Origin of the sequence: Streptomyces longispororuber (assembly GCF_014656095.1) — a bacterium.
In the GTDB taxonomy this organism is placed as follows: Bacteria; Actinomycetota; Actinomycetes; order Streptomycetales; family Streptomycetaceae; genus Streptomyces; species Streptomyces longispororuber.
Window position 1 is genome coordinate 1 of record NZ_BNBT01000101.1, and the last position, 20,097, is coordinate 20,097.

The window sequence follows — 20,097 nt, forward strand, 5'->3', positions numbered from 1 at the left end:
CTGGCCTCCGGCGCGGCGGCGGTTCGCGCGCCACGGCCCGACCGGGCGGCGCCGCCACGCGCACCATGGGTGCCCCGGGCGGCGGCGTGCGTACCACCGGTGTCCGGGGCACCGGCGGCGTGCGTACCACCGGTGTCCGGGGCGCCGGCCGTGGCGCGCGGCGCTGGACCGGCCAGGGTCGGGTCGTCGGCCAGCATCCTGCGGTGCAGGTCCCGCAGCGCGGCGCCGGGGTCCACGCCCAGTTCCTCGGCGAGCAGCGCGCTGACCGTGCGGTAGCAGCGCAGCGCCTCGCCCTGGCGCCCCGCGCGGTGCAGTGCCAGCATCCGCTGCGCCCAGAACGGCTCCTGCAACGGGTGCGCCGCGGTCAACTCGGCCAGCTCGGGCAGCAGTTCGGTGTGCCGGCCCAGGCGCAGGTCGGCCCCCACGCGCAGTTCGAGGGCGACGGTGCGGCGTTCGAGGAGGGCGGGGACGACGTCGCGCTGGAGGGAGGCGGACGGGACGTCGGCCAACGGGCGCCCCCGCCACAGCCCCAGGGCCTCGGACAGCAGCGCGGAGGCCCGCGCCGCGTCGTCCGCCGCCAGGGCCGACTTGGCGTGCCGCGTCAGCAGGTCGAACCGGTGCAGGTCGAGCGCGCCCTCGGCGACGTCGATCGCGTACCCGCGCTGGCAGGTCCGCACCGGCCCCCGGCCGGCCGGGCCGGGACCGCCGCACGCGCCGAGGGCACGGCGCAGCCGCAGGACGTGGTTCTGCAGGGTGTTGCGGGCGCCCGCCGGCGGGTCCTCGTCCCACAGCCGGTCCACCAGGGTCTCCACGGGAACGACGTGGCCCGCGTCGAGAAGGAGCGTGGCGAGGACGATCCGCTGCTTCGCCGCCGGGACCGGCACGGCGGTGCCGCCGGACACCACCTCGACCGGCCCCAGCAGCCTGAACTCGAAGCCCATGGAGCCCCCGTCCGTGCCCGCGCCGAACGCCGCGCGTACGCGCACCGTCACCTCAGTATCGCACTGCGTGACGGGTGCCGGGCCGTTCCGGCCGCCCTGCCCCGCAGGCTCCTGCCCTGCGGACCTCGCCCGCAGGCCCTGTCCGGGGCGCGTGACCGGGACGTGACCGCGACGACAGCGCCCGCCCGCACCGTGAGGGAGCAACGGAACGACAACAGGACGACATCGGACGACCTCGCCGGGCGGGACGACGGTGGGACGACGGCGGCCATCGGCCGGAAGGGGGCGCGGACGGGTGGGAGCGCTGGACGACACAGGGCGGATCGCGGCCACACTCGCCTGGACGCGGTGGTTCCGCAGGACGGTCACCGTGAAGGACCTCCCGGGGCCCGACACCGAGGCGGGCCGGCTGGTGGACGAGGCGGCGGCGGGCCTCGCGGGCAGGCTGTTCACCGACCGGCCGCGCACCGACCGCCCCGCCTGGTTCACGGAAGGGCGCCGCGTCGCGCTCCTCGCGGAGGCGCGCCGCGGCTTCCGTACGGACCCCGAGTACAACAACGGCAAGGTCAACGCGAAGTTCGGCGTCGCCGCGCTGGAGCTGGTGCGCACGGTGGACCTGGCCCGGTACGTGGAGTCGGTGACCGGCGTCGCCGTACGGGCGCCGCACGCGTCGACCTACCTGGGCTACCTGTTCGACGGCAGCGCGCTGGAACTGCACCTGGACGACGAGCGCTACGGCGACATCACGCTGCTCCTGTGCCTGCACCACCGGCCGCCGAGCGAGGGCCGCACGGGCAGCAGGACCGTGTTCCTGGAGGGGCGCGAGCGGCGCTTCGTGGAGCTCGGGGAGAGGCAGATCCTGGTCTTCGACGGCGTGTTCGCCCCGCACGGGCGGACCCCGGTGGCCGGGGGCGAGGAGGTCGTGCTGCTCAGCTTCGGGTTCCGGGCCCTGCGGAACAAGGGCGGACGCGCCGACGGCATCGAGTTTCCGCCGGGGGCGTGAGCCGCGGGCGGAAGGCGGCGCGCGGGCGGGACCCGGAGCGGGAACCGCGCGCGACCGCAACGGGGGAAGGAACCCCGGGCGTGACCGCGTCCTGGCGCCGACCGCGGGCGGGGCGGCACCCGGAGCACGAGGAAAGGACCGCACGCGGTCGGCACGCGGGAGCGCACGGGCAGCACACACACCGCACACACCGCACACACCGCACACACCGCACAAGGCGCACCGAGCGCACAGGGTGCACCGAGCGCACAGGGCGGACAGAGCGCATCGAGCGCATAGAGCGCGCATAGAGCGCATCGAGAGAGGAAGCAACGCATGAAGCAGGAAGAACAGACGCCGCGCACGCAGGACGTGGACGCGCGCGCCGAGGTGCCCGACGTCGACGACTTCGCGGTGACCGAGGTCGAGGACGCGGCCGCGGCCCTGATCCAGTACCGCCCCGACATGGGCTAGTCCGGGCGCGTACGCACACCGTGCCGGCGCCGGGTCTGGCCCCGGCGCCGGCACGGACACCACCCCGGGACGTGCCCGAGCACCTACCCGGGCGGCCTCGCCAGGCACCTCTCCGGAGGGACGCGGGGCGCGTACGAGGCCCGTACGGAGCAGTACGGGCCCCAGAGGCGAGTGGGACACGAGGGGACGCGAGGGGACACAGCAGTGCACACCGCAGACGTCAGGACCGAAGAACGCTACCGGCTGAACCCCGCCGTGCGGCTGGTGCCGCCGGGCTCCTTCAACAACCCGCGCTGGCTCGCGGTCGACCTGGTCACCAAACGGCACCTCGCCATCGGCCGGCACGCCGCGGCCCTGTGCGTGGTCGCAGCGGGACCGACCTCGCGGGCAGCGGCCGTGGACGCCGTCGCCGCCCACGCGGGCGCGCGGAAGGCCGACCTGGCCGCGGCCTTCGACACGCTCCTCGGCAAGGACCTCCTGGTGGCGGCGGTCACCTCGGACCGCACGCGCTGGGTCGAGCAACTCCTCTCCCAGTGGCGGGCGTACGGCTGGAGCGAGGCCGCCGACCACCATCTGATGACGTTCGACTACCCCTTCTACGACTACAGCGTCGACGGCTGGACACAGGACCGCGCCATCATGCGCGCCTACCGCACGGCCGAGTTCGACGGCCAGCGGTACAAGACGTGCGCCGACGTGCCGCACCCGGCGGGTGACGGGTGCCCGGAGACGGGCGGCGGCGTCCCGGCGCCCCGGGTCACCGACGTCCTGCCGACCCTGACCGCCCGGTTCGAGGAGGTCACCGGGGCGCCGCGGCGCACGGGCACGCTCGACGCGGAGGTCCTGCTGCGGCTGATGTCCAGCGTGTTCGGCGTCCTGGAGAGCCGGGGCGGAGGACCGGGCACGGCACCCTTCATCCGGCGCACCAGTCCCTCCGGCGGGGCGCGGCACCCCTCCGAGGGGTACGCGTGCGTCTTCGACGTACCGGGCCTCGCGGAGGGCTGGTACCACTACCGCTGCGGCGACGAGGCGCTGCACAGGGTCGCGGACCTGGACGCGGAGCGCACGCGCCGGGCGCTGTTCGGGGCCCTGCGGGCGCCGTTCACCACCCGCGCCGTGCTCGTGATGACCAGTGTCTTCGGGCGCAACATGTACCGCTACCGGGAGCCGCGCACCTTCCGCACCCTGTTCATGGACGTCGGGCACCTGCTCACGACCACGGAGGTGGTCGCGCAGGCCATGGGGGTGGCCGCGTTCGGGCAGCACGGCATCGACGACACCTGCGTCAGCGACGTCCTGCGGCTGGCCCCGGAGGAGGAGGCGCCGGTGCTGTCCGTCGCGCTGGGCGACGGGTACGGGGGGTGCGCCACGGGAGCACCGGACGGTACGACGGCCGTGCGGGACGGTACGACGGCTGTGCGGGACGGGGCGACCGCTGTGCGGGACGGGGCGACCGGCGCGTGGGACGGGGGGACCGGCGTGCGGGACGGGGTGACCGGCACCGAGGGCGGGGCAACCGCCGCCGGGGGCGGGGCACCTGCCGCCCAGGGCGGGCCACCTGCCGCGCGAGACCAGGCAGCCGTCGCCCAGGAGGGCCCGGGCACCGTGTCACCGCCCGCACCACCGTCACCGCACCCCTCCTCCTCTGCCTCCGAAAGGCGCTGAACACCGTGGTCAGCCTGCACTACCTCCGGCCCGTCCCCGGGCCCGACGACACCGGTCACCGGCTCGAACTGGTGCAGCCCGGCGGCGCCAGGAAGTTCGGCCTGTCCACCGGGGCCGCGCTGGAGCTCGTCTACGACGGGCCCCGCCGCGCCGAACTGGGCCTGATCATCGACGAGTCGGAGAAGGACTGCGGCGACTTCGACCGGTGGATCGACCGCAACTGGGGCTGGTGCGCGCCGTACTACCTGTTCTCGCGGCGCTCCCGGTACGCCGACGTCGACGACCCCGACGGCGGGATCCGCCGCCAGGTGCTCACCGCCTACCGCGACGGCGGCGAAGCACCGCAACCGCCCCCCGTCGGCCCGGCCCCGGTCCGGCTCGACCACCGCTCGGTGTCCGCGACGCTCGACGTGGGCGGCGTCCTGGCGGCCCGGCGCTCGGTGCCCCGGCCACGGCGGCGCCCCTTCCCGGCGGCCGAACTGGGGTGGATCCTGCACACCGGCTGCGCGCGGATGCGGGCCGCCCTGGCCCTGCACGCCCGTACCGAGGACCCGTTGTCCCTGCTGGTGAGCTTCGGTTGCGCGCTGGACGTCTACGTCGCCTGCTACGCGGTGGACGGCCTGCCGAGCGGCCTCTACCGCTACGACGTCCTGGACGACAGCCTGAGCCCACTGTCCCCGCGGACGACACCGACCCCGGCCGCACCCGCGGACGCGGAGACCGACACCCACACCGACACCGACATGCCTGCTCACACCGACGCGACTACCCGCACCGGTACGTACGCGGGTGCCGACGCGGACGTGGCGGACGACGCCGATGCCGACGCGCTCCGCCGCCGGATGTCCGCGATCCTGGTCGGCCAGCCCGCGCCCCTGTCGGCGGCGGCCACGGTGCTGCTGGTGGCCGACTTCGAGCGGTACCAGTGGCGCTACCGGCACGAACGGGCGCTGCGCCACCTGTGGCTCGACGCGGCCCACGCCATGGGATACCTCCTGCTCAGCGCGACCGCCCTGGAGAAGTCGACCCACATCAGCCCCGCCGCGCGCGACTCGGCGGCCAACGCGTGCCTGGGCCTGTCCGACGCGCGCCACCAGGTCATGTACTGCCTCAGCGCGGGGTAGCGGGCGTGCGCGACCGACACCCCGGCGCGGGTGGTGCGCGCACGGGCCGCGAGCCCGTTGCGGGGGAGCGCACCACCCTGCGCGCCGTGGCGGTCCTCCCGGTGCCGCCCATGGCAGCCGGACTCCTGCCCCTGCTGTCCACCGCCGTCGACCTCGCGGTCATCGGCCACCACGACGCGATCGCGCGGGCGGCGGTCACCGTCGTCGACGTGGCGGCGAACCTCCTCGGCGCCTCCCCGCTCGGCCTGCGAATCCCGCCGAACCTGGCCGCCGGAGCGGGCGACGAGGAGCAGACGCGGCGGCTCACCACCACGGGCACGGCCGTGGCCCTGGCCACCGGTTGCGCGGTCGCGGTCCTGCTGCCCGGGGCGCTGTGCGGGCACGCGGTGGCGGGCCCTCCTGGGGCCTTCGCGGCGTTCGTCGCGTACTGGGCGGCCGGACTGCTGCTCACCGCCGTGGCCGTACGCCGGCACGAGGGCGCCGCCGTCCCCGTGGGCGCGGGGACATGACGGCCCGCCCCGCCGCGCGGCAGGCGCGGCGGCCGACCGGTGACCTCGACGGAGCGCTGGCCGAGGCCCTGGCCGACGCGGCGGCCTGGTTCCGCCGCGCACGCCCCGCGGCGGCCTGGCTGCGGGGCGCCGAACCGGACTGGGCCCACCCCGTGGACCTGGCCGCCCGCGCCGCCGAACTGGACGCCCTGTCCGCCCGGCTGCTCGGCCTCGCCGACCGCCCGCCGACCCCCTGGGACCGCGCGGTGGCACGGCAGGCCGACGACTGGGCACGCCGACAGGCACGCTGGCTGCGCCGCCTGGTCCACAGCGGTGCCGGCCTCGCCGAGGCCAGCGCCCACCTGCGCGCGCTGGCCGCCGAGCAGCCGTGGACGCGCCACGAATGCCGCCGCCACCTGCGCGCCCTGCGCACCGCCGCGGCGACCGGACACCCCCTCGCCGTACCGTACGACGTCGGGAAGGAGTCCACCGTGCACCCGCCCGCGGCCAACGGCCGCCACGGCACGCGCCGACGTGGTCCGGCCCCCGCCGACGGCCACGGCTCCGCGTCCGCCGGGGGAGCGGCCCTCCTCGACGCCCACGACGGGGCCGCCCTGCACGCGTTGCTCCTCGACACCTCCGCCGAGCCCGCGTCCGCCCGCCGCCGCCACGCGCACGAGGCGGCGGCCCTGGCCCGCGCGCTGGCCGGCGGCGCGCCGCCCGACCTCCTGCGCCTGCTGCTCACCACCTGTGCGCCGCCTCCTCCGCCCGGGTTCCGGCCACCGGAGGTGCGCACCGCCCGTGGCGCGCTGGCCGACCTCGTACCGGTGGCCCTGTTCCGGCCCGGCGACCGGGGCGGCGACGTGTTCCTGGGGCCCGAGGTCCCCACCGCCCGGCACGCCCCCGCGCGGGACCGGCTCGCCCTGCTGCTGCTCCTCGCCCACGAGGCGTTCCCGGGGCACGCGCTGCACGCCCACCACGCCCGGCTGCGGTTCGGCGGCGCCGCGGCGGTCCTGGGGGACATCAGCGCCCTGGAGGGCTGGGCCGTGCTCGCCGAGCGGCAGGCGGCCGAGACCCACCCCGGGCTCACCGAACTCGCCCTGTGGTTCCGCGTGAAGCGCCTGCTCCCCGTCGTCGTCACGGACGTACGCCGACAGCGCGGCGCCCGGGCCGCGCAGGACGTGGTGCGGCGCGTCGCGGCCGCCTCGCCCGCGCTGTTCGGCGACATCCCGGCCGGCCACCAGATCCGGGAGGCCAACCGTGCCTACGCGCAGGGCTACGCCGAGACCCTGCACGCCCTGCGCGTGCACGCACGCGCCACGGGGCGGGGCCCGGCCGCCGCGAGGGAGGCGCTGGTGGCGGCCGGGGGAATCCGGGCCCGCTACCTGGCGGAGGCCTGGGCGGCGCCCCCCGCCCCGTAGCGCACCGGTCCCGCGACGCACGCCACGGCTCAACCGGCCCCGGCCCCGCCGACGACGGCCGGGGCGGCCGTACGCGGCCACGGCACCTCACCCGGCGACGGCACGCCGCAGCACCGCGCCGCCCCCGCCCTGACCGCGGAGCGACTGCTGTTGACGGCCAGGAGCCGTACCGGTGGCCCGCCCCCGCGAGCCCGCTCCGGACCGGCGACCAGGCCGTTCCGGCACCTCCCTCTCCCGCACCGGGCGCGACTCCGGCCCCACGTAAACTGCCGTACATGGCATGCCGCATCAGTGAGTTGGTCATCGACTGTGCCGATCCGGAGCGCCTCGCCGCCTTCTGGAGCGAGGTGCTCGGCTACGTCGAGATCGGCCGGGAGGACGACGGAAGCATCGAGATCGGGCCGCCCGGCACCGGGTCAGGCAGCCCGTTGCCCACGCTCGTCCTCAGCCCCGGCAGCGATCCGCGGAACGGCAAGCTCCCGCTGCACATCGACGTCAACCCCACCGACCGCGACCAGGACGCCGAGCTGGAGCGGCTGCTCGCCCTCGGCGCCAGGACCGCCGACGTCGGCCAGACCGGCACCGAGAGCTGGTACGTCCTCGCCGACCCGGAGGGCAACGAGTTCTGCCTCCTGCGCTCCCGGATCCAGCCGGTCTGACCCCGCGCGTCCCGCCGGGGCGGGTGGCGGTCAGGACAGCGGCGGCAGGTGCACCAGGCGGACCAGCGCGGTCACCACGGCGCTCGCGGCCCCGGAGACGGCGGCGAGGGCCACGCGGCGCGCGGCGGCGCGCAGCAGGGCGGCGCGCCGCCGACGGGAAGCGCCCTGCGGGGTGGGGGGTGTGGCGGGCGGACAGCACATGACTTGCTCCAGGTGAGGGGGAGCGCGGCCGCCGGGCGCGGCCGCTGGTCGGCCCATGAAGCGGTGTCCGAGGGGTTTCCGGCCAGCACGCACCGCCATGGCGAGCCGTCGTCGGCCAGGTCGGCGCGGCGGTGACCCGGTGTCCGGAGGGTGTCCGGGGCCGGAGGCCCGCGACGCCCGCTCGGCGGTACGAGTAGACGCAACGGGCCTTACGGAGGCGGCAGGTGGACAGCGGCGGGGCAGGTGCGGGGCGGTGCGTCGGGCGACTCGTGGCCGAGCTGGCCAGGCTGCGCGAGGCCGCGGGCACGCCGCCGCTGCGGCAGATGGCGGACGCCGTGCGGCCCGCGCCGCGGGGCCGGCGGGCAGGCGGGCGCCCCGTCAGCACCAGCACGCTGGGAGCGTGGCTGAGCGGTGACACCGTCTGCGCCGAGGAGCGGGAGAAGGTCTTCCTGGAGCTGGTCGCCCACCTCGAACGGGAGGCCCGCCGCCGCCAGGACCGGCGCCGTACGGACGGGCTCACCGGCGCCCGCGGGTACGCCTTCCTCGCCGCGGAGCAGTGGCGGCGCCTGCTGGCCGACGTGCACACGGAGCGGGCCGCGGGGGCGCGCGGCGGACGCCCGCGGACGCGGGACCGGGAGCCGGGCACGGTGCCGACGGGACCCGTCACGCTGCCGCCCCCGCCCGCGGACTTCGCGGGGCGTGCGGCCGAAGTGGCCGACGTACTGGCTCACTTGGACCCCGACCGGGCGTACGCGGAGGACGCGCCCGCCGTCGTCGTCTCGGCGGTCGCGGGCATGGGCGGGGTGGGCAAGACCGCGCTGGCGCTGCACGCGGCACACCAGGCACAGCGACGGGGATGGTTCCCCGGTGGCGCCGTCCACGCCGACCTGCGGGGCTACAGCACCCAGGAGCCGGTGAGCGCGGGCGCGGTCGCGGACCGGCTGCTGCGCGCCATGGGCGTACCCGCCCGGAAGCTGCCCGGTACCGAGGACGGTGCCCTGGACGCCTGGCAGCGGCTGCTGCACGAGCTGGCCGCGCGGGGGACACCGCTGCTGGTGGTCCTGGACAACGTCCACGGGACCGGCCGGTACGGCGCCCTGCTGCCGGGGGCGCCGCACCGCGCCCTGCTCACCTCCCGCCAGGCGCTGACCTCGCTGCCCGCCCACCGCGTGACCCTCGGCCCGCTGCCGCCGCGCGAGGCCGTGACGGTACTCGACACGGCGCTGCGGGCCGGGGACACACAGGACACGCGGTGCGCCGCGGACCCCGCGGGCGCGCTCGAACTGGCCGAGCTGTGCGGCCGGTTGCCGCTCGCACTGCGCGTCACGGCCGCGCTGCTGCGCGCGGACCCCGGCCTGCCGCTCGCGGCGCACGCCGACCTGCTGCGGGAGGCCCGCGACCGGCTGGACGCCCTCGCGCTCGACGAGGACGACGCGGAAGGGCGACCCCTGGCGGTACGGGCCAGTCTCGACCTGTCCTACCGGCGCCTGCCCGAGGCACCGGCCCGTGCCCTGCGCCTGCTCGCCACGGCCCCGGGCCCGGACGTCTCGACGGCCACCGCCGCCGTCCTGCTCGACCTGCCCCACCACCGGGCCCGCCGCCACCTCGCCGACCTGTCCCGCCACCACCTGCTCACCCGGACGCACCTGCCGATGCCCGACCTGCCCGCGCAGGACGCCGAACGCTGGTCGCTGCACGATCTCGTACGGCTGTACGCGGTGGAGAAGGCCGAGCGGACCGGGGCCGAGGACGGCGCTCCCTCCGGCGCCGGGGCCGCCCTGGACGAGGTGCGCGCGGCTGCCCGACGCCTCGACGACCACTGCACGACGCTGACGGCGGCGGCGGACGCCTGCCTGCGGCAGGGCGGCCCCGGGCTTCCGGACGCTGTCCCGCCCGCCCCCTCGGCAGCCCGCCCATGGGCCTTCGCCGGACCGGCGCAAGCCCTGGCCTGGCTGAACACCGAGCGCGGCAACCTCGTCGCCCTGGTCGCCGCCGCCCGGGAGCAAGGCCGCCCGCGGACCGCCCTCACGGTCACGCTCGACCTCCAGCGCTACCTGGAGAGCCACTGGCACGGCGTCGACGCGTACCGCTGCGGCACGCACGCGCTGGAGGCCGCCCGGCTGCTGGCCCCCGCGGACCTGGCGGCCGCGCTCTGCTTCCTCGGCAACGCGTGCCGCCTGACGGGCCGCCTGGACGAGGCGGTGGCACGGCTGGGGGAGGCGGTGCGGGTGGCCACGGAGGCCGGGCGGCCGCGCGCGGCGAGCGCGGCCCTGCACAACCTCGGCCTGGTCCACGCCCTGCGCGGCGACCTGGCCGAGGCCGAGTCCGTCCACCGCGAGGACGCCCGTCTGTCGCGGGACTCCGGCGATCCGCAGGGCGAGGCCATGGCGCTCGTCGCCCTCGCGGAGCTGCTGCGGCGGCGCGGCGAGCCGATGGCCGCGACCGAGGCCCTGGTCCGGGCCGCGCGGCTGTACCGAGCCTGCCCCGGCGACCGGTCAGGGTCAGGAACCGGCATGGTGGCCCTCACCCACGCGCGTACGCTGCTGCACGGCGGCCGGGCGCCGTCCCCGCGGGCCGCTCTGACCCTGCTGGCGTGGGCGGTCCGGGTGTTCCGGCAGGCGGGCGACCGGGCGAAGGTGGCGGTGGCCTCCCTGGAGATCGGCAAGGCCTACTGGACGCTGTGCCCGGCGTGCCACGGCTCGGCGGCCCTCAGGTGGACACGGGAGGGTCTCGCGCTGGCCGAGACCGGCACGGACGAGCGGCTCACCGCCCTGGGCCTGTACCAACTCGGCTCCTTCCAGGCGAAGTCCGGCGACCGCGCGGCGGCGCGCCCGCTGCTGGAGCGGGCCGTGGCCGCCTGCGCCGCCGACGTCCACGATCCTGAGCTGGCGCGCGCGGCCCGCTCCACGCTGGCCCACCTGGGCAAGCCGAAGAAGCCGCTGCTCTGCGACGGGTCGCAGCCCGGCGCCCCGGACCCGGCCTCCGGCCCCGATCTCGCCTTCGTCGAGGCCCTCGCGCGTGGCGAGCCCCCGGAACACACCGTCGCGCTGTACGACCCGGTCTGGTCCGCCCTCACCGCCCCGGTGGCCGCCCCGGACACGACCGACCCACCGGGCTCGGACACCACCGGCCCCGAGTGAGCGCGCGGCCGGGCCGCACGTCGAGGTGAAGCTGTCACGGACGGCCCGTCGCACAGCCGGGGCCGGCGCTAGCATCCGGGGCATGCGCGCGTCCTTCTCGGTCGGCCGACGGCGGTTGTCGTACCTGGACTTCGGCGGCCCGGGCCTGCCGGTGCTGGCCCTGCACGGGCACTACAACGAGGCAGCGGTGTTCGCCCCGCTGGCCCGTGCGCTGGCACCGAGGTGGCGAGTGATCGCCCTCGACCAGCGGGGGCACGGCGAGTCCAACCGCGCCGAGAGCTACGGGCGCGACGACTACGTCGCCGACGTCGCGGCCTTCCACCGCCACCTGGATGTCGGACCGGTGCCGGTCCTCGGCCACTCCATGGGCGGCGTGAACGCCTACCAGTACGCCGCCCGCCACGCCGACCTGGTGACCGCGCTGATCGTCGAGGACGTCGGCGCCGAGGTGAACGCCGACTGGTCGCTCACCACGCGACTGCCCCGCAACGCCCCGACCCGCCAGGCGTGGGCCGAGGCGCTCGGCCCGACGGCGCCGTACATCGAGTGCTGCCTGCGCCACTTCGGCGACGGCTGGGGGTACTCCTTCGACATCGAGGACACGGTGCGGTCCCACCAGGCCCTCACCGGCGCTTACTGGAGCGACTGGGAGTCGGTGACCTGCCCGACCCTCCTCATCCGGGGAGCGACCAGCGAAGTCCTGCCCCGAGACCACGCCCAGGAAATGATCGCCCGCCGAACCGGCCGTGCCCACCTGGTCGAACTCCCCGCAGGCCACGTCGTCCACCACGACGCCCCCGCCCCCTTCACCACCGCCGTACGCACCTTCCTCACCGGCCTGCCCACGGCGTGAGCTCGCGTGGCCCTTCTCATGGCTGGTCGAGGTGGACAAGAGAGCCCGTACGAAAGCTGAGTGTCAGCTCTCAATCGCCATGCGACACACCGAGGTCACGGCGCATAGCGGTTCTCATGGTTCGGAGCATCTCCCAGATCTCGTACTGGGCCTGGGCTGCGGTCTCCCTCGTTTCGCCTGGTTCGGGGGCACCGCGTTCGAGGCGCTTGACTTGGCCGTAGACCGTGTTCAGGGCTTGGCGGTTGAGGGCGGTGGTGAACTGCCGGGCGTCCCGGTTGAGTTCCACGTAGCAGGTGCGCCGCAGCGAGCGGTTCTCGCGGACCTCCTCATGGTCTTGCAGGAGCTTCATCTCCAGGCGCTTCGCCCGCTCGGAGCCGCGCTGGGTGAGCAGCGCTCCTCCCAGGGTTCCCGCGACGCCTGCCACAGCGATGAGCACTGAGCTGAGATCCACCGACGTACCCCGTGAAATCCTTCGGCCGCGTGCCCGCTGCACATGGCCCAGGCCGTCAAGTTTGCCGCCGCGCTCGCCGCGCGGTACATCCGAAACGTGGCAACAGGACGGCGTGGAGGAGCATCCGCCGAACCCGGTTCGGACAGCGTCCGAGCGTGTCAGGGCCGGTACCTGTGCCGCCCCGGGACACGGCCCCGGCCGGTTACCGCGCCCGGTTCAGACACGCGCGTGCCGTGGCGCGGATCACTCGGCTGTCGGGGTGCGCTCGGTCCGCGTCACTCGTACCGCAGGCGCAGTGACTCCCGTTCGACCTCCTCGACCTGTTCGACGGTCAGGCCCGGCAGAGCGAGCTGGGCCAGCGTCACTTCCGCGCTGGTCGGCTGGGCGTCAGCGGGCACCCATCGCTCCGGGTGCCAGGCGTTGGCGCGCATCAGCGACTTCGGGCAGTGCGGATAGACCTGCTCGACATGCACCACGATCGCCGTGACCGGCGGCTTGCCCACGGGGGTGAGCTGGGCGAGCAGTTCGGGGCGCGCCGAGACGCAGGCGCGGCCGTTGACGCGCAGCGTGGTCGGGCGGCCGGGGATGAGGAAGAGCAGCCCGACCTGTCCGGTCCGCAGCACGTTGTGCAGGGTGTCGAGCCGCTTGTTGCCGGTGGCGTCGGGTATCACCAGGGTTCGCTCGTCGAGCACCGAGACGAACCCGGCAGGGCCGCCGCGCGGCGTCACGTCCGCCCGGCCCTCGGCGTCCGCGCTGCCGATGAACACCAGGGAGGAGCAGCCGATCAGCGCCCGGGTCTCCTCGGTCAGGTGGTCGATCTCCTTGCGGAGCGCGTTCGGGTTCGGCGGCGGGTAGAGCTCGCGCAGTTGGTCCGGGCTGGTGAGGGAGTCCGCCCGGAGGGATTCGAAGAGCGGGCCGGAACCCACGGTGTCGATCATCATACGGGCGACCCTAGCGCCGGGGTGGCCGTCACCACACAGGCCCGCCGGTCGTGAGGCCGGCGGGCCTGTGGTGCGTGCTCACCCGGGCAGTCGGTCCGCGCTGGGCGCGCGGACCACGTCGTGCCGGGCGTGGTGACGGGTCAGGCGTCAGGCGGGGGTGATGTTCTCCGCCTGCGGGCCCTTCTGGCCCTGGGTGATGTCGAAGGTGACCGCCTGGCCTTCCTGGAGCTCACGGAAGCCGGTGGCGTTGATGTTGGAGTAGTGCGCGAAGACGTCCGGACCGCCGCCGTCCTGGGCGATGAAGCCGAAGCCCTTCTCGGCGTTGAACCACTTGACAGTTCCGCTGGCCATGCTGGTGCCTCTCAGTTGACGTCGGGCCGCACCGCGCGGCCCTGGAGGTGATCGCCCTGGTCCGGCACTGCACAGCAAAGCGCCCGCGCCAAGGCGCGGGCAGGTCCTGCGAACCACGACATCTGACGACGACGCTACATGGCGAGATGATCCCGCACCAGTGGGTAACGGCTGCGAGCCGCGACGAACTCCAGGATGGGGGCACTTTCCGGCCTGATTGTGGCAGGGACAGGCCAAGGGGGTCAGGCTTCGGAGCCGTTCCACGGTGTGCCGGGCGAGCGGGTGAGCCACAGGTGTGGTGCGGGCGGCAGCGGCGTAGGGGCCGCCGTCTCCGGTACGGCGCGGAACGCCTCGATCACGTACGCGGCGAAGCGGCGGGAGGCCGTGACCCGGTCGGCGGGCGGCGTGTCGTCGAGGCCCCGATGGGCCAGGGCATGAGGACCAGGTCGTCGACGACGAAGCCGGGGCGCAGCCGGCCCGTCTCCTGGGCGCGGCGGGCCAGTTCGCCGACCGCGCGCAGGGTCCGCTCCCGGTCGGCGGCGAAGTCCATGGCCTCGGGGAAGGCCGTCATGAAGGCGTCGGCGAAGCCCCTGCTGTGCGCGTGGAGTTCACAGATCCGTTCGACCAGGCCCCGGAACCCGCGCCACGGGTCCGCGTCCGCGAGGGCGTCGCGCACGGCGGCGTGGCAGGCCCGCCGCTGCTCGGCGAAGGCCTCCGCGATCAGAGCCTGCTTGGTCGGGAAGTGCCGGTACAGCGTGGCGGGGCCGAGGCCCGCGTGCCGGGCGACGTCGCGCACCGGCGCCCTCAGGCCCTCCGCGCCGAACACCGCGCGGGCGGCTTCCAGGATGCGGGCGCGGTTGTCGCGGGCGTCGGAGCGCGCGGTCCGAGGCAGTTGGTCGGTCATCGTCTCTCACTTCGGCCACAGGGACGGAGGCGTTCGTTACGGTCCCACGACGGTGCCGGACGGTTCGGCCCATGGCGGTGCCGGACGGTCCGTCCCCTGGTGGTGCCGCCCCGGTGGCGGGGATCGGCCGCACGCCCCCGGCGGCGGCCACCGTGATCCGTCTCACCTCACCACGTGCCTTGGACGCAGTCGAGCAGAGGAGCAGACATGAAAGCCGTCGTCATCAGGACGTTCGGGGACCCCGACGGCTTGGAGGTCGTTGATGTGCCCGCGCCCGTTCCCGCTCCGGGGCAGGTGCGGATCGCCACGGAAGCGGTCGGGGTGGGCGGCGTGGACGCCGTGATCCGCCGGGGAACGCTGTCCGCCTACGGCTTCCGGGAGGGCCACCTCCTCGGCAGCGAGGTCGCGGGAAGGGTCACCGCGGTGGGGGAGGGGGTGGACGCCTCGTGGATCGGACGGCGGGTGTGGGCGCTGACCGGCCTCTCCGGCGGGTACGCGGAGCAGGCCGTCGCCGCGGTCGAGGACGTTCTCGTACTGCCCGACGGCCTGAGCGGCGCCGCCGCGGTGGACCCTCGGCGGCTCCGGCGTGGTCGCCCACTTCGCCCTGGACCGGGCCCGGTTGGCGCCCGGCGAGAGAGTGCTCGTACGCGGTGCGGCGGGCAGCATCGGCATCACGGCGGTCCAGCTCGCGGCCAGGGGCGGCGCGAGCGCGGTGGCGGTCACCACCTCGTCGGCGGAGCGCGGCGCCCGTCTGCGGGACCTGGGCGCGACCCATGTCCTCGACCGCTCGGGAGCGGGCGGCCCGGACGCGCCGGCGGCCTTCGACGTGGTGATCGACGTCGTGGGCGGTCCCGGGCTGCCCCACTTCCTGGACAGGTTGGACACCAACGGACGGTACGTGGCGGTGGGAGTGGTCGCCGGTCAGCCGCCGGCGGACTTCGGCACGCGGCTGCTGGACGCCTTCCGCAAGTCGTTGACGTTCGCCACGTTCAGCGCCGACACCGTGCCCGCCCCCGACCGCCAGGCCGTACGGTCGGCACAGTTCGCCGACGCCGCGCAGGGGGCCCTGCGCACGGTCGTACACGAGGTACTGCCCCTCGACCAGGCGGCGTCGGCCCACCGCGCGATGGACGCGGGGGAGGTCTTCGGAAGGGTGGTACTGGTGCCCTGAGCCGGGCGGGGCCGGCTTACGCGCCCTGCCGGTGCTCGGCCTGCGCGCGGCATCCGGTGCTTGGGTGGCGCGCCGCGGAGGGCGGGGCACGGAACTCTCCGCGCCCCGCCCCCTCGGCCCCACTCAGCCGTACATCGCCACGCGGTACAGCGTCGCCAGTGCCTCGTCGATGGGGTGGGGCTGTGGTCGGCCGGTGGAGTCGAGGCTGTTCCAGCGCTGCAGGTTGACCGCGACCGCCAGTTGCCGCTTGCCGTCGGCGCGGGTCATGGCCAGGGCCCCGCCGCCCCAGACCGTGCCGCCGTGGCCCCAGAAGGTGCCCTCGCCCGGGCCCTCCATGGGGTGCAGGCCGAGGCCGTAGTCGATCCTCCGTCCCTCCTGGGAGATGATCGGGACCGTGCGTCGCATCTGCGCCAGCGACGACGGGCTGACGACCTCCCCGGCGAACAGGCTGCCGTAGAAGCGGTTGAGGTCCGCGACGGTGGATATCAGCGAGGCCGACGGGCCCACCCACGACATGTCGTAGACGCTGTAGTCGCGCGGCGGGTCGATCATGCCGAACCACGCCTCGTAGAGCCGCGAGTGCGGCCCGCGGACGTGCGGTCCGGTGGGGAGTTCGGTGTCCCGCAGTCCGGCGCGCTCGATGACGTTCCGGCTGATGTACTGCTCGGCCGTCGTGCCGGTGACGTGTTCCAGGAGCTGGACGAGGAGCAGGTAATTGGTGTTGGAGTACACCCCCGGGGTGCCGCCGGGCGTGCCGACGGCCGGGGCGGTGACCCCCATCTCGATCAGGTCGACGGGGTCGAACCGCGTGCGGCGGTGGTCGTCGAAGCTCTGCGGTCCGGTGTCCGCGAGGGCGGGGAACGCCTTCAGGGACGGATAGGCGTACGGCAGGTACTCGGCGAGGCCGCTGGTGTGGTTGAGCAGCATCCGGACCGTGATCGCGTCACCGCGTGCTCCGGGAACCAGCGTCGGGAGGTAGTGGCCGATCGGTGTGTCGAGCCCGACCTGGCCGCTCTCGGCCTGCTGCAGCACCGCGGCGGCGGTGAAGGTCTTGGTGATGCTGCCGACCCGGTGCCGCATGTCGGCGGTGACGGGGCGGCCGGTGGTGACGTCGGCGACCCCGGCGGCGCCGCGCCAGACCTGGTCGCCGTCGCGCACCTCGGCGAACAGGCCCGGCATCCCGGCGCGGTGGACGCCCTCGAGGGCCGCGTCGAGTACCGCGGGGTCGAGAGGGCTGGACACAGGGGAGTTCTTCACGTCATGCGTCCTTTCGTGTTCCCGGGTGGGCCCCGCAGCGGACGCCCGGCCCGGGCAACAGGGCACGAGAGGGTGTGCCGGCCCGCCCGGCACACTCATGTCCTCATTATGCACACAGTGTGTGCAACGGGAGGTGCACAGCTAGGGTGAAGGCTGGCGGAAGTCGGAGAAAGCCGGGGGAGTCAGTGGGAGGAGCGAGATGACGGGCCGACGGCGTTGGTCGACCGAGGAGATCCTGGACGCGGCGACGGAGCTGCTGCGGACGAGCGACGCGGATTCGTTCAGCGTGCGCAAGCTGGCCGCGGCCCTCGGGACCGACCCCTCCAGCCTCTACCGACACTTCCGCAGCAAGACGGAACTGCTGCGCGCGGTCGCCGACCGCATCCTCCTGGCCGCGATGGACGGCTACCGCCCCGAGGGCGACTGGAAGGAGCGCGTCACGGCCCTGGCCCTGCGCGTGCGTGAGGCCTTCGGGCAGCAGCCCCAACTCGCCGCCGTCTGGGGGCGCTACGCGTCGAGCGGCACCGGTTCGCGGCTGGTCATGGAAGAGGTGCTGCAGGCCCTGCGCGCGTCCGGACTGCCCGACGAGGAGGTCCCGGCGCGCTACCACCGGCTCGCGGTCCTCATCGCCGCCCTGATCGCCGCCGAGGCCGGGGGCAGCACCGTCACCCCCGAGGAGTACGAACAGGGCCTGGAGCTGTTCCGCGTCGCGGTGCTCGGCGCCGACCCCGAACGCTTCCCGGCCCTGGCCCACTACGCCCGCGACGTCCGCCCCCTCGGCGTGGACCGCCGCGCCGCGTTCGAGGAGATCCTCGCCGCGCACCTGAGCCACATCGAGGCCGCGATCCGCGCGAACTGACCGGCGAGCCGCCGGTCGCGGTACGGCGCTACCTCGCTACCGCGCTACGAGTGTGCCGGTCGGGCGGTACGTGTGCTCCTGCCCGAGGGCGCACGGTGCGAGGCGGGAGTGGGGGCGGGGGCCTCGCCCGCCCGCCCCCGCCCGTTCATCCCGCCGCGCCCGTCTCGCGCACCTTCTCCACGACCGTGTCCTCCGGCTCCACCGGCCGGCCGTCCGCCGCCTCGATCCGCAGCGGGCGCAGCGGGTGGCCGGTCCGGCGGTCCAGCAGGCGTGAGTGGTCCTCGCCGGGGGTGAAGCACTGCTCCTCGCCCCACTGGCGCAGGGCGACGATCACCGGGAACAGGGCGCGACCCTTGTCCGTGAGCAGATACTCGCGGTGGGAGCCCCCCTCCCGCGCGGGCTCACCGCGCAGCACCCCGGCCTTCTCCAGCGCGCGCAGACGTGTCGTCAGGATGTTCTTGGCGATGCCCAGGCTGCGGTGGAACTCGCCGAAGCGGCGGCTGCCGTCGAAGGCGTCCCGCACGATCAGCAGCGACCACCAGTCGCCGATGGCGTTCACCGACCGGGCGACGGGACAGGGGTCGGCGTCGAAACGGGTGCGAGCGACCATCCTGCGCTCCTCCTCTGACAGTTCCAGTTCCCTTTTCAGCTCCGGTTCCGGTTCCCCTCCCGGTTCCGGCTCCCCGGGCCCTTCACCCGGCGGGTGGTTGCAACATGCTACCCCGTGCGCTTACCGTCACGGAGGCAAGCTTAGGTAGCAAGATGCAACCAGATGGAAGGCGGAACGGCATGGCGACCCAGTGCTCCGGTGTGGTGGGCGGGTGCGGCGGACGCGGCGAGGCCGGTGGGCGCGAGGCGGCTGCCTCGGTGTCACCCCCGGCACCGGGCGCGTCGCCGCCCGCCCGGCTCATCCCCCTGCTCGCCCTCGCCTGTGGCAGCTCCGTCGCCACCGTGTACTTCTCCCAGCCCCTCCTGGTGACCCTGGGGGAGCGGTTCGCGCTCGGCTCGGGGCTGCTCGGTGCGATCGTCACCGTGACGCAACTGGGCTACGCCATGGGCCTGTTGCTGCTCGTGCCGCTCGGTGACCTCCTCGACCACCGGCGCCTGGTCACCGGTCAGCTCGGGCTGCTGGCCCTCGCCCTGCTGGCCGCCGGTCTCGCGCCGGGCGCGGTGGCGCTGCTCGGCGCGCTCGCCGTGGTCGGGCTGCTCGCCGTCGTGGCGCAGACGATGGTCGCGGCCGCCGCCGCCCTGACCCCGCCCGCGCGGCGCGGCCGGGCCGTCGGCACGGTCACCGGCGGCATCGTCACGGGCATCCTGCTGGCCCGCGCCGCCGCCGGTCTCCTCGCCGACCTCGCCGGCTGGCGGGCGGTCTACCTGGTGTCCGCGGGCGTCACCGCCGTCCTCGCCGTGCTGCTGCGCCGCGTGCTGCCCGCGCGTCCGCCGTCCGCCGGGGCGCGTGACGTGCCGTCGTACGGGCGGCTTGTGGTCTCGACCGTCACTCTGTTCACCCGTCATCCCCTGCTGCGGATCCGGGGCGCGCTCGCCCTGCTGGTGTTCGCGTCCTTCAGTACGCTGTGGAGCGGCGTGGCGCAGCCCCTGAGCGGTCCGCCGTGGTCGCTGTCGCACACCGCGATCGGCGCGTTCGGGCTGGCCGGGGCGGCCGGTGCCGTCGCCGCCGGGGTGGCCGGACGCTGGAACGACCGGGGGTACGCGCAGCGCACGACCGGCGCCGGCCTCGTCCTGCTGGCGCTCTCCTGGCTCCCCATCGCCCTGACCGGGCGGTCCCTGTGGGCGCTCGCGGTCGGCGCCGTCCTGCTGGACTTCGCGGTGCAGGCCGTGCACGTCACCAATCAGACCCTGATCCACGCCGTCCGCCCCGACGCGGGCAGCAGGATCATCGGCGGCTACATGGTCTTCTACTCGGCGGGCAGCAGCCTCGGCGCCTTCGGTTCCTCCCTCGCCTACGCGGCGGCGGGCTGGCCGGCCGTGTCGGCCCTCGGCGCGTCGTTCAGCCTGGCCGCCCTGCTGCTGTGGGCGACGACCCGGCGCAGCGGGGTGCCCGGCGGAGGGCCGGGGGTCTGGTAGCGGTCGCTCCTGTCGCCCGAGAGGAGGCGCACGACCGCCTTGCTCGACGGCACCGCCGCCTTGGCTGCGGCCGAGGCGGCGGCGCCGTGGTCCAGTCGCCGCGCGTACGCCGCCGCGGCCCGTTCCCCGC

18 protein-coding genes and 2 pseudogenes are annotated in these 20,097 nt (G+C 75.3%); 12 read left to right on the top strand and 8 right to left on the bottom strand.

The window, feature by feature from the left end:
- On the bottom strand, positions 1–992 hold a 992-nt coding region (locus IE330_RS25985), incomplete at its 3' end, for an AfsR/SARP family transcriptional regulator (protein WP_229925930.1).
- Between the two features lie 244 nt (positions 993–1,236).
- Between IE330_RS25985 and IE330_RS25990 the strand changes: the two genes are divergently transcribed.
- The 7 genes from IE330_RS25990 (at position 1,237) to IE330_RS26020 (ending at position 7,754) form a co-directional block, all read left to right on the top strand.
- On the top strand, positions 1,237–1,944 hold the full coding sequence (locus IE330_RS25990; protein WP_190138551.1) for a hypothetical protein: 708 nt from the start codon (positions 1,237–1,239) through the stop codon (positions 1,942–1,944).
- 315 nt (positions 1,945–2,259) lie between these two features.
- Complete coding sequence (locus IE330_RS25995; RefSeq protein ID WP_190138552.1) at positions 2,260–2,397, top strand: hypothetical protein; 138 nt, start codon at positions 2,260–2,262, stop codon at positions 2,395–2,397.
- A 204-nt stretch (positions 2,398–2,601) separates the two neighbouring features.
- A complete protein-coding gene (locus IE330_RS26000; protein ID WP_190138553.1) occupies positions 2,602–4,062 on the top strand; it encodes a SagB/ThcOx family dehydrogenase in 1,461 nt (486 codons plus the stop codon).
- A 5-nt stretch (positions 4,063–4,067) separates the two neighbouring features.
- Positions 4,068–5,186 (top strand): nitroreductase family protein, encoded by a 1,119-nt coding sequence (locus tag IE330_RS26005; protein WP_190138554.1) that lies wholly within the window; start codon positions 4,068–4,070, stop codon positions 5,184–5,186.
- A gap of 110 nt (positions 5,187–5,296) precedes the next feature.
- Positions 5,297–5,695, top strand: coding sequence for a hypothetical protein (locus tag IE330_RS26010; protein WP_190138555.1), 399 nt, complete (start codon positions 5,297–5,299; stop codon positions 5,693–5,695).
- Positions 5,692–7,095 carry a hypothetical protein gene (locus tag IE330_RS26015; RefSeq protein ID WP_190138556.1) on the top strand — a complete coding sequence of 468 codons (1,404 nt, stop codon included), beginning with the start codon at positions 5,692–5,694 and terminating at the stop codon, positions 7,093–7,095. The genes IE330_RS26010 and IE330_RS26015 overlap by 4 nt, the downstream gene beginning before the upstream one ends.
- A gap of 275 nt (positions 7,096–7,370) precedes the next feature.
- Entirely contained in the window at positions 7,371–7,754 is a 384-nt protein-coding gene (locus IE330_RS26020) for a VOC family protein (RefSeq protein WP_190138557.1), read from the top strand.
- A 30-nt stretch (positions 7,755–7,784) separates the two neighbouring features.
- On the opposite strand, the gene IE330_RS26025 is transcribed toward IE330_RS26020, so the two are convergent.
- The gene (locus IE330_RS26025) at positions 7,785–7,955 is read right to left on the bottom strand and encodes a hypothetical protein (RefSeq protein WP_190138558.1); all 171 of its coding nucleotides are present in this window, start codon (positions 7,953–7,955) and stop codon (positions 7,785–7,787) included.
- Positions 7,956–8,179: 224 nt separating this feature from the next.
- On the opposite strand from IE330_RS26025, the gene IE330_RS26030 reads away from it, so the two are divergent.
- Positions 8,180–11,095, top strand: coding sequence for an ATP-binding protein (locus IE330_RS26030; RefSeq protein ID WP_190138559.1), 2,916 nt, complete (start codon positions 8,180–8,182; stop codon positions 11,093–11,095).
- Between the two features lie 82 nt (positions 11,096–11,177).
- Positions 11,178–11,948, top strand: a complete 771-nt coding sequence (locus IE330_RS26035) for an alpha/beta fold hydrolase (RefSeq protein ID WP_190138560.1) — start codon at positions 11,178–11,180, stop codon at positions 11,946–11,948.
- A 70-nt stretch (positions 11,949–12,018) separates the two neighbouring features.
- Here IE330_RS26035 and IE330_RS26040 read toward each other — a convergent pair whose 3' ends face one another.
- The 4 genes and pseudogenes from IE330_RS26040 to IE330_RS26055 all read right to left on the bottom strand — a co-directional run bounded on the left by IE330_RS26040 (position 12,019) and on the right by IE330_RS26055 (position 14,595).
- Positions 12,019–12,399: a hypothetical protein gene (locus IE330_RS26040; RefSeq protein ID WP_229925931.1), complete on the bottom strand. Its 381-nt coding sequence runs from the start codon at positions 12,397–12,399 to the stop codon at positions 12,019–12,021.
- A 275-nt stretch (positions 12,400–12,674) separates the two neighbouring features.
- Positions 12,675–13,340 carry a pyridoxamine 5'-phosphate oxidase family protein gene (locus IE330_RS26045; protein WP_190138561.1) on the bottom strand — a complete coding sequence of 222 codons (666 nt, stop codon included), beginning with the start codon at positions 13,338–13,340 and terminating at the stop codon, positions 12,675–12,677.
- A gap of 147 nt (positions 13,341–13,487) precedes the next feature.
- Positions 13,488–13,691, bottom strand: coding sequence for a cold-shock protein (locus IE330_RS26050; RefSeq protein WP_037622929.1), 204 nt, complete (start codon positions 13,689–13,691; stop codon positions 13,488–13,490).
- Positions 13,692–13,933: 242 nt separating this feature from the next.
- Positions 13,934–14,595 (bottom strand): annotated as a pseudogene (locus tag IE330_RS26055) (TetR/AcrR family transcriptional regulator).
- Between the two features lie 207 nt (positions 14,596–14,802).
- On the opposite strand from IE330_RS26055, the pseudogene IE330_RS26060 reads away from it, so the two are divergent.
- Positions 14,803–15,766: pseudogene (locus tag IE330_RS26060) on the top strand (zinc-binding dehydrogenase).
- A gap of 123 nt (positions 15,767–15,889) precedes the next feature.
- On the opposite strand, the gene IE330_RS26065 reads toward IE330_RS26060, so the two are convergent.
- A complete protein-coding gene (locus IE330_RS26065; protein WP_229925933.1) occupies positions 15,890–17,008 on the bottom strand; it encodes a serine hydrolase domain-containing protein in 1,119 nt (372 codons plus the stop codon).
- Positions 17,009–17,222: 214 nt separating this feature from the next.
- Between IE330_RS26065 and IE330_RS26070 the strand changes: the two genes are divergently transcribed.
- Positions 17,223–17,882: a TetR/AcrR family transcriptional regulator gene (locus tag IE330_RS26070; RefSeq protein WP_190138563.1), complete on the top strand. Its 660-nt coding sequence runs from the start codon at positions 17,223–17,225 to the stop codon at positions 17,880–17,882.
- 145 nt (positions 17,883–18,027) lie between these two features.
- Here IE330_RS26070 and IE330_RS26075 read toward each other — a convergent pair whose 3' ends face one another.
- Positions 18,028–18,492: a winged helix-turn-helix transcriptional regulator gene (locus IE330_RS26075; protein ID WP_190138564.1), complete on the bottom strand. Its 465-nt coding sequence runs from the start codon at positions 18,490–18,492 to the stop codon at positions 18,028–18,030.
- A gap of 179 nt (positions 18,493–18,671) precedes the next feature.
- Between IE330_RS26075 and IE330_RS26080 the strand changes: the two genes are divergently transcribed.
- Positions 18,672–19,967 (top strand): MFS transporter, encoded by a 1,296-nt coding sequence (locus tag IE330_RS26080; RefSeq protein ID WP_229925932.1) that lies wholly within the window; start codon positions 18,672–18,674, stop codon positions 19,965–19,967.
- Positions 19,968–20,097 lie beyond the last annotated feature (130 nt).

Excerpts from the sequence above, each read along its gene's own strand:
- IE330_RS25995 (WP_190138552.1), top strand. The coding sequence starts at position 2,260 with ATGAAGCAGGAAGAACAGACGCCGCGCACGCAGGACGTGGACGCGCGC.
- IE330_RS26010 (WP_190138555.1), top strand. The coding sequence starts at position 5,297 with ATGGCAGCCGGACTCCTGCCCCTGCTGTCCACCGCCGTCGACCTCGCG.
- IE330_RS26015 (WP_190138556.1), top strand. The coding sequence starts at position 5,692 with ATGACGGCCCGCCCCGCCGCGCGGCAGGCGCGGCGGCCGACCGGTGAC.
- IE330_RS26020 (WP_190138557.1), top strand. The coding sequence starts at position 7,371 with ATGGCATGCCGCATCAGTGAGTTGGTCATCGACTGTGCCGATCCGGAG.
- IE330_RS26025 (WP_190138558.1), bottom strand. The coding sequence starts at position 7,955 with ATGTGCTGTCCGCCCGCCACACCCCCCACCCCGCAGGGCGCTTCCCGT.
- IE330_RS26035 (WP_190138560.1), top strand. The coding sequence starts at position 11,178 with ATGCGCGCGTCCTTCTCGGTCGGCCGACGGCGGTTGTCGTACCTGGAC.
- IE330_RS26045 (WP_190138561.1), bottom strand. The coding sequence starts at position 13,340 with ATGATGATCGACACCGTGGGTTCCGGCCCGCTCTTCGAATCCCTCCGG.
- IE330_RS26050 (WP_037622929.1), bottom strand. The coding sequence starts at position 13,691 with ATGGCCAGCGGAACTGTCAAGTGGTTCAACGCCGAGAAGGGCTTCGGC.
- IE330_RS26070 (WP_190138563.1), top strand. The coding sequence starts at position 17,223 with ATGACGGGCCGACGGCGTTGGTCGACCGAGGAGATCCTGGACGCGGCG.
- IE330_RS26075 (WP_190138564.1), bottom strand. The coding sequence starts at position 18,492 with ATGGTCGCTCGCACCCGTTTCGACGCCGACCCCTGTCCCGTCGCCCGG.
- IE330_RS26080 (WP_229925932.1), top strand. The coding sequence starts at position 18,672 with ATGGCGACCCAGTGCTCCGGTGTGGTGGGCGGGTGCGGCGGACGCGGC.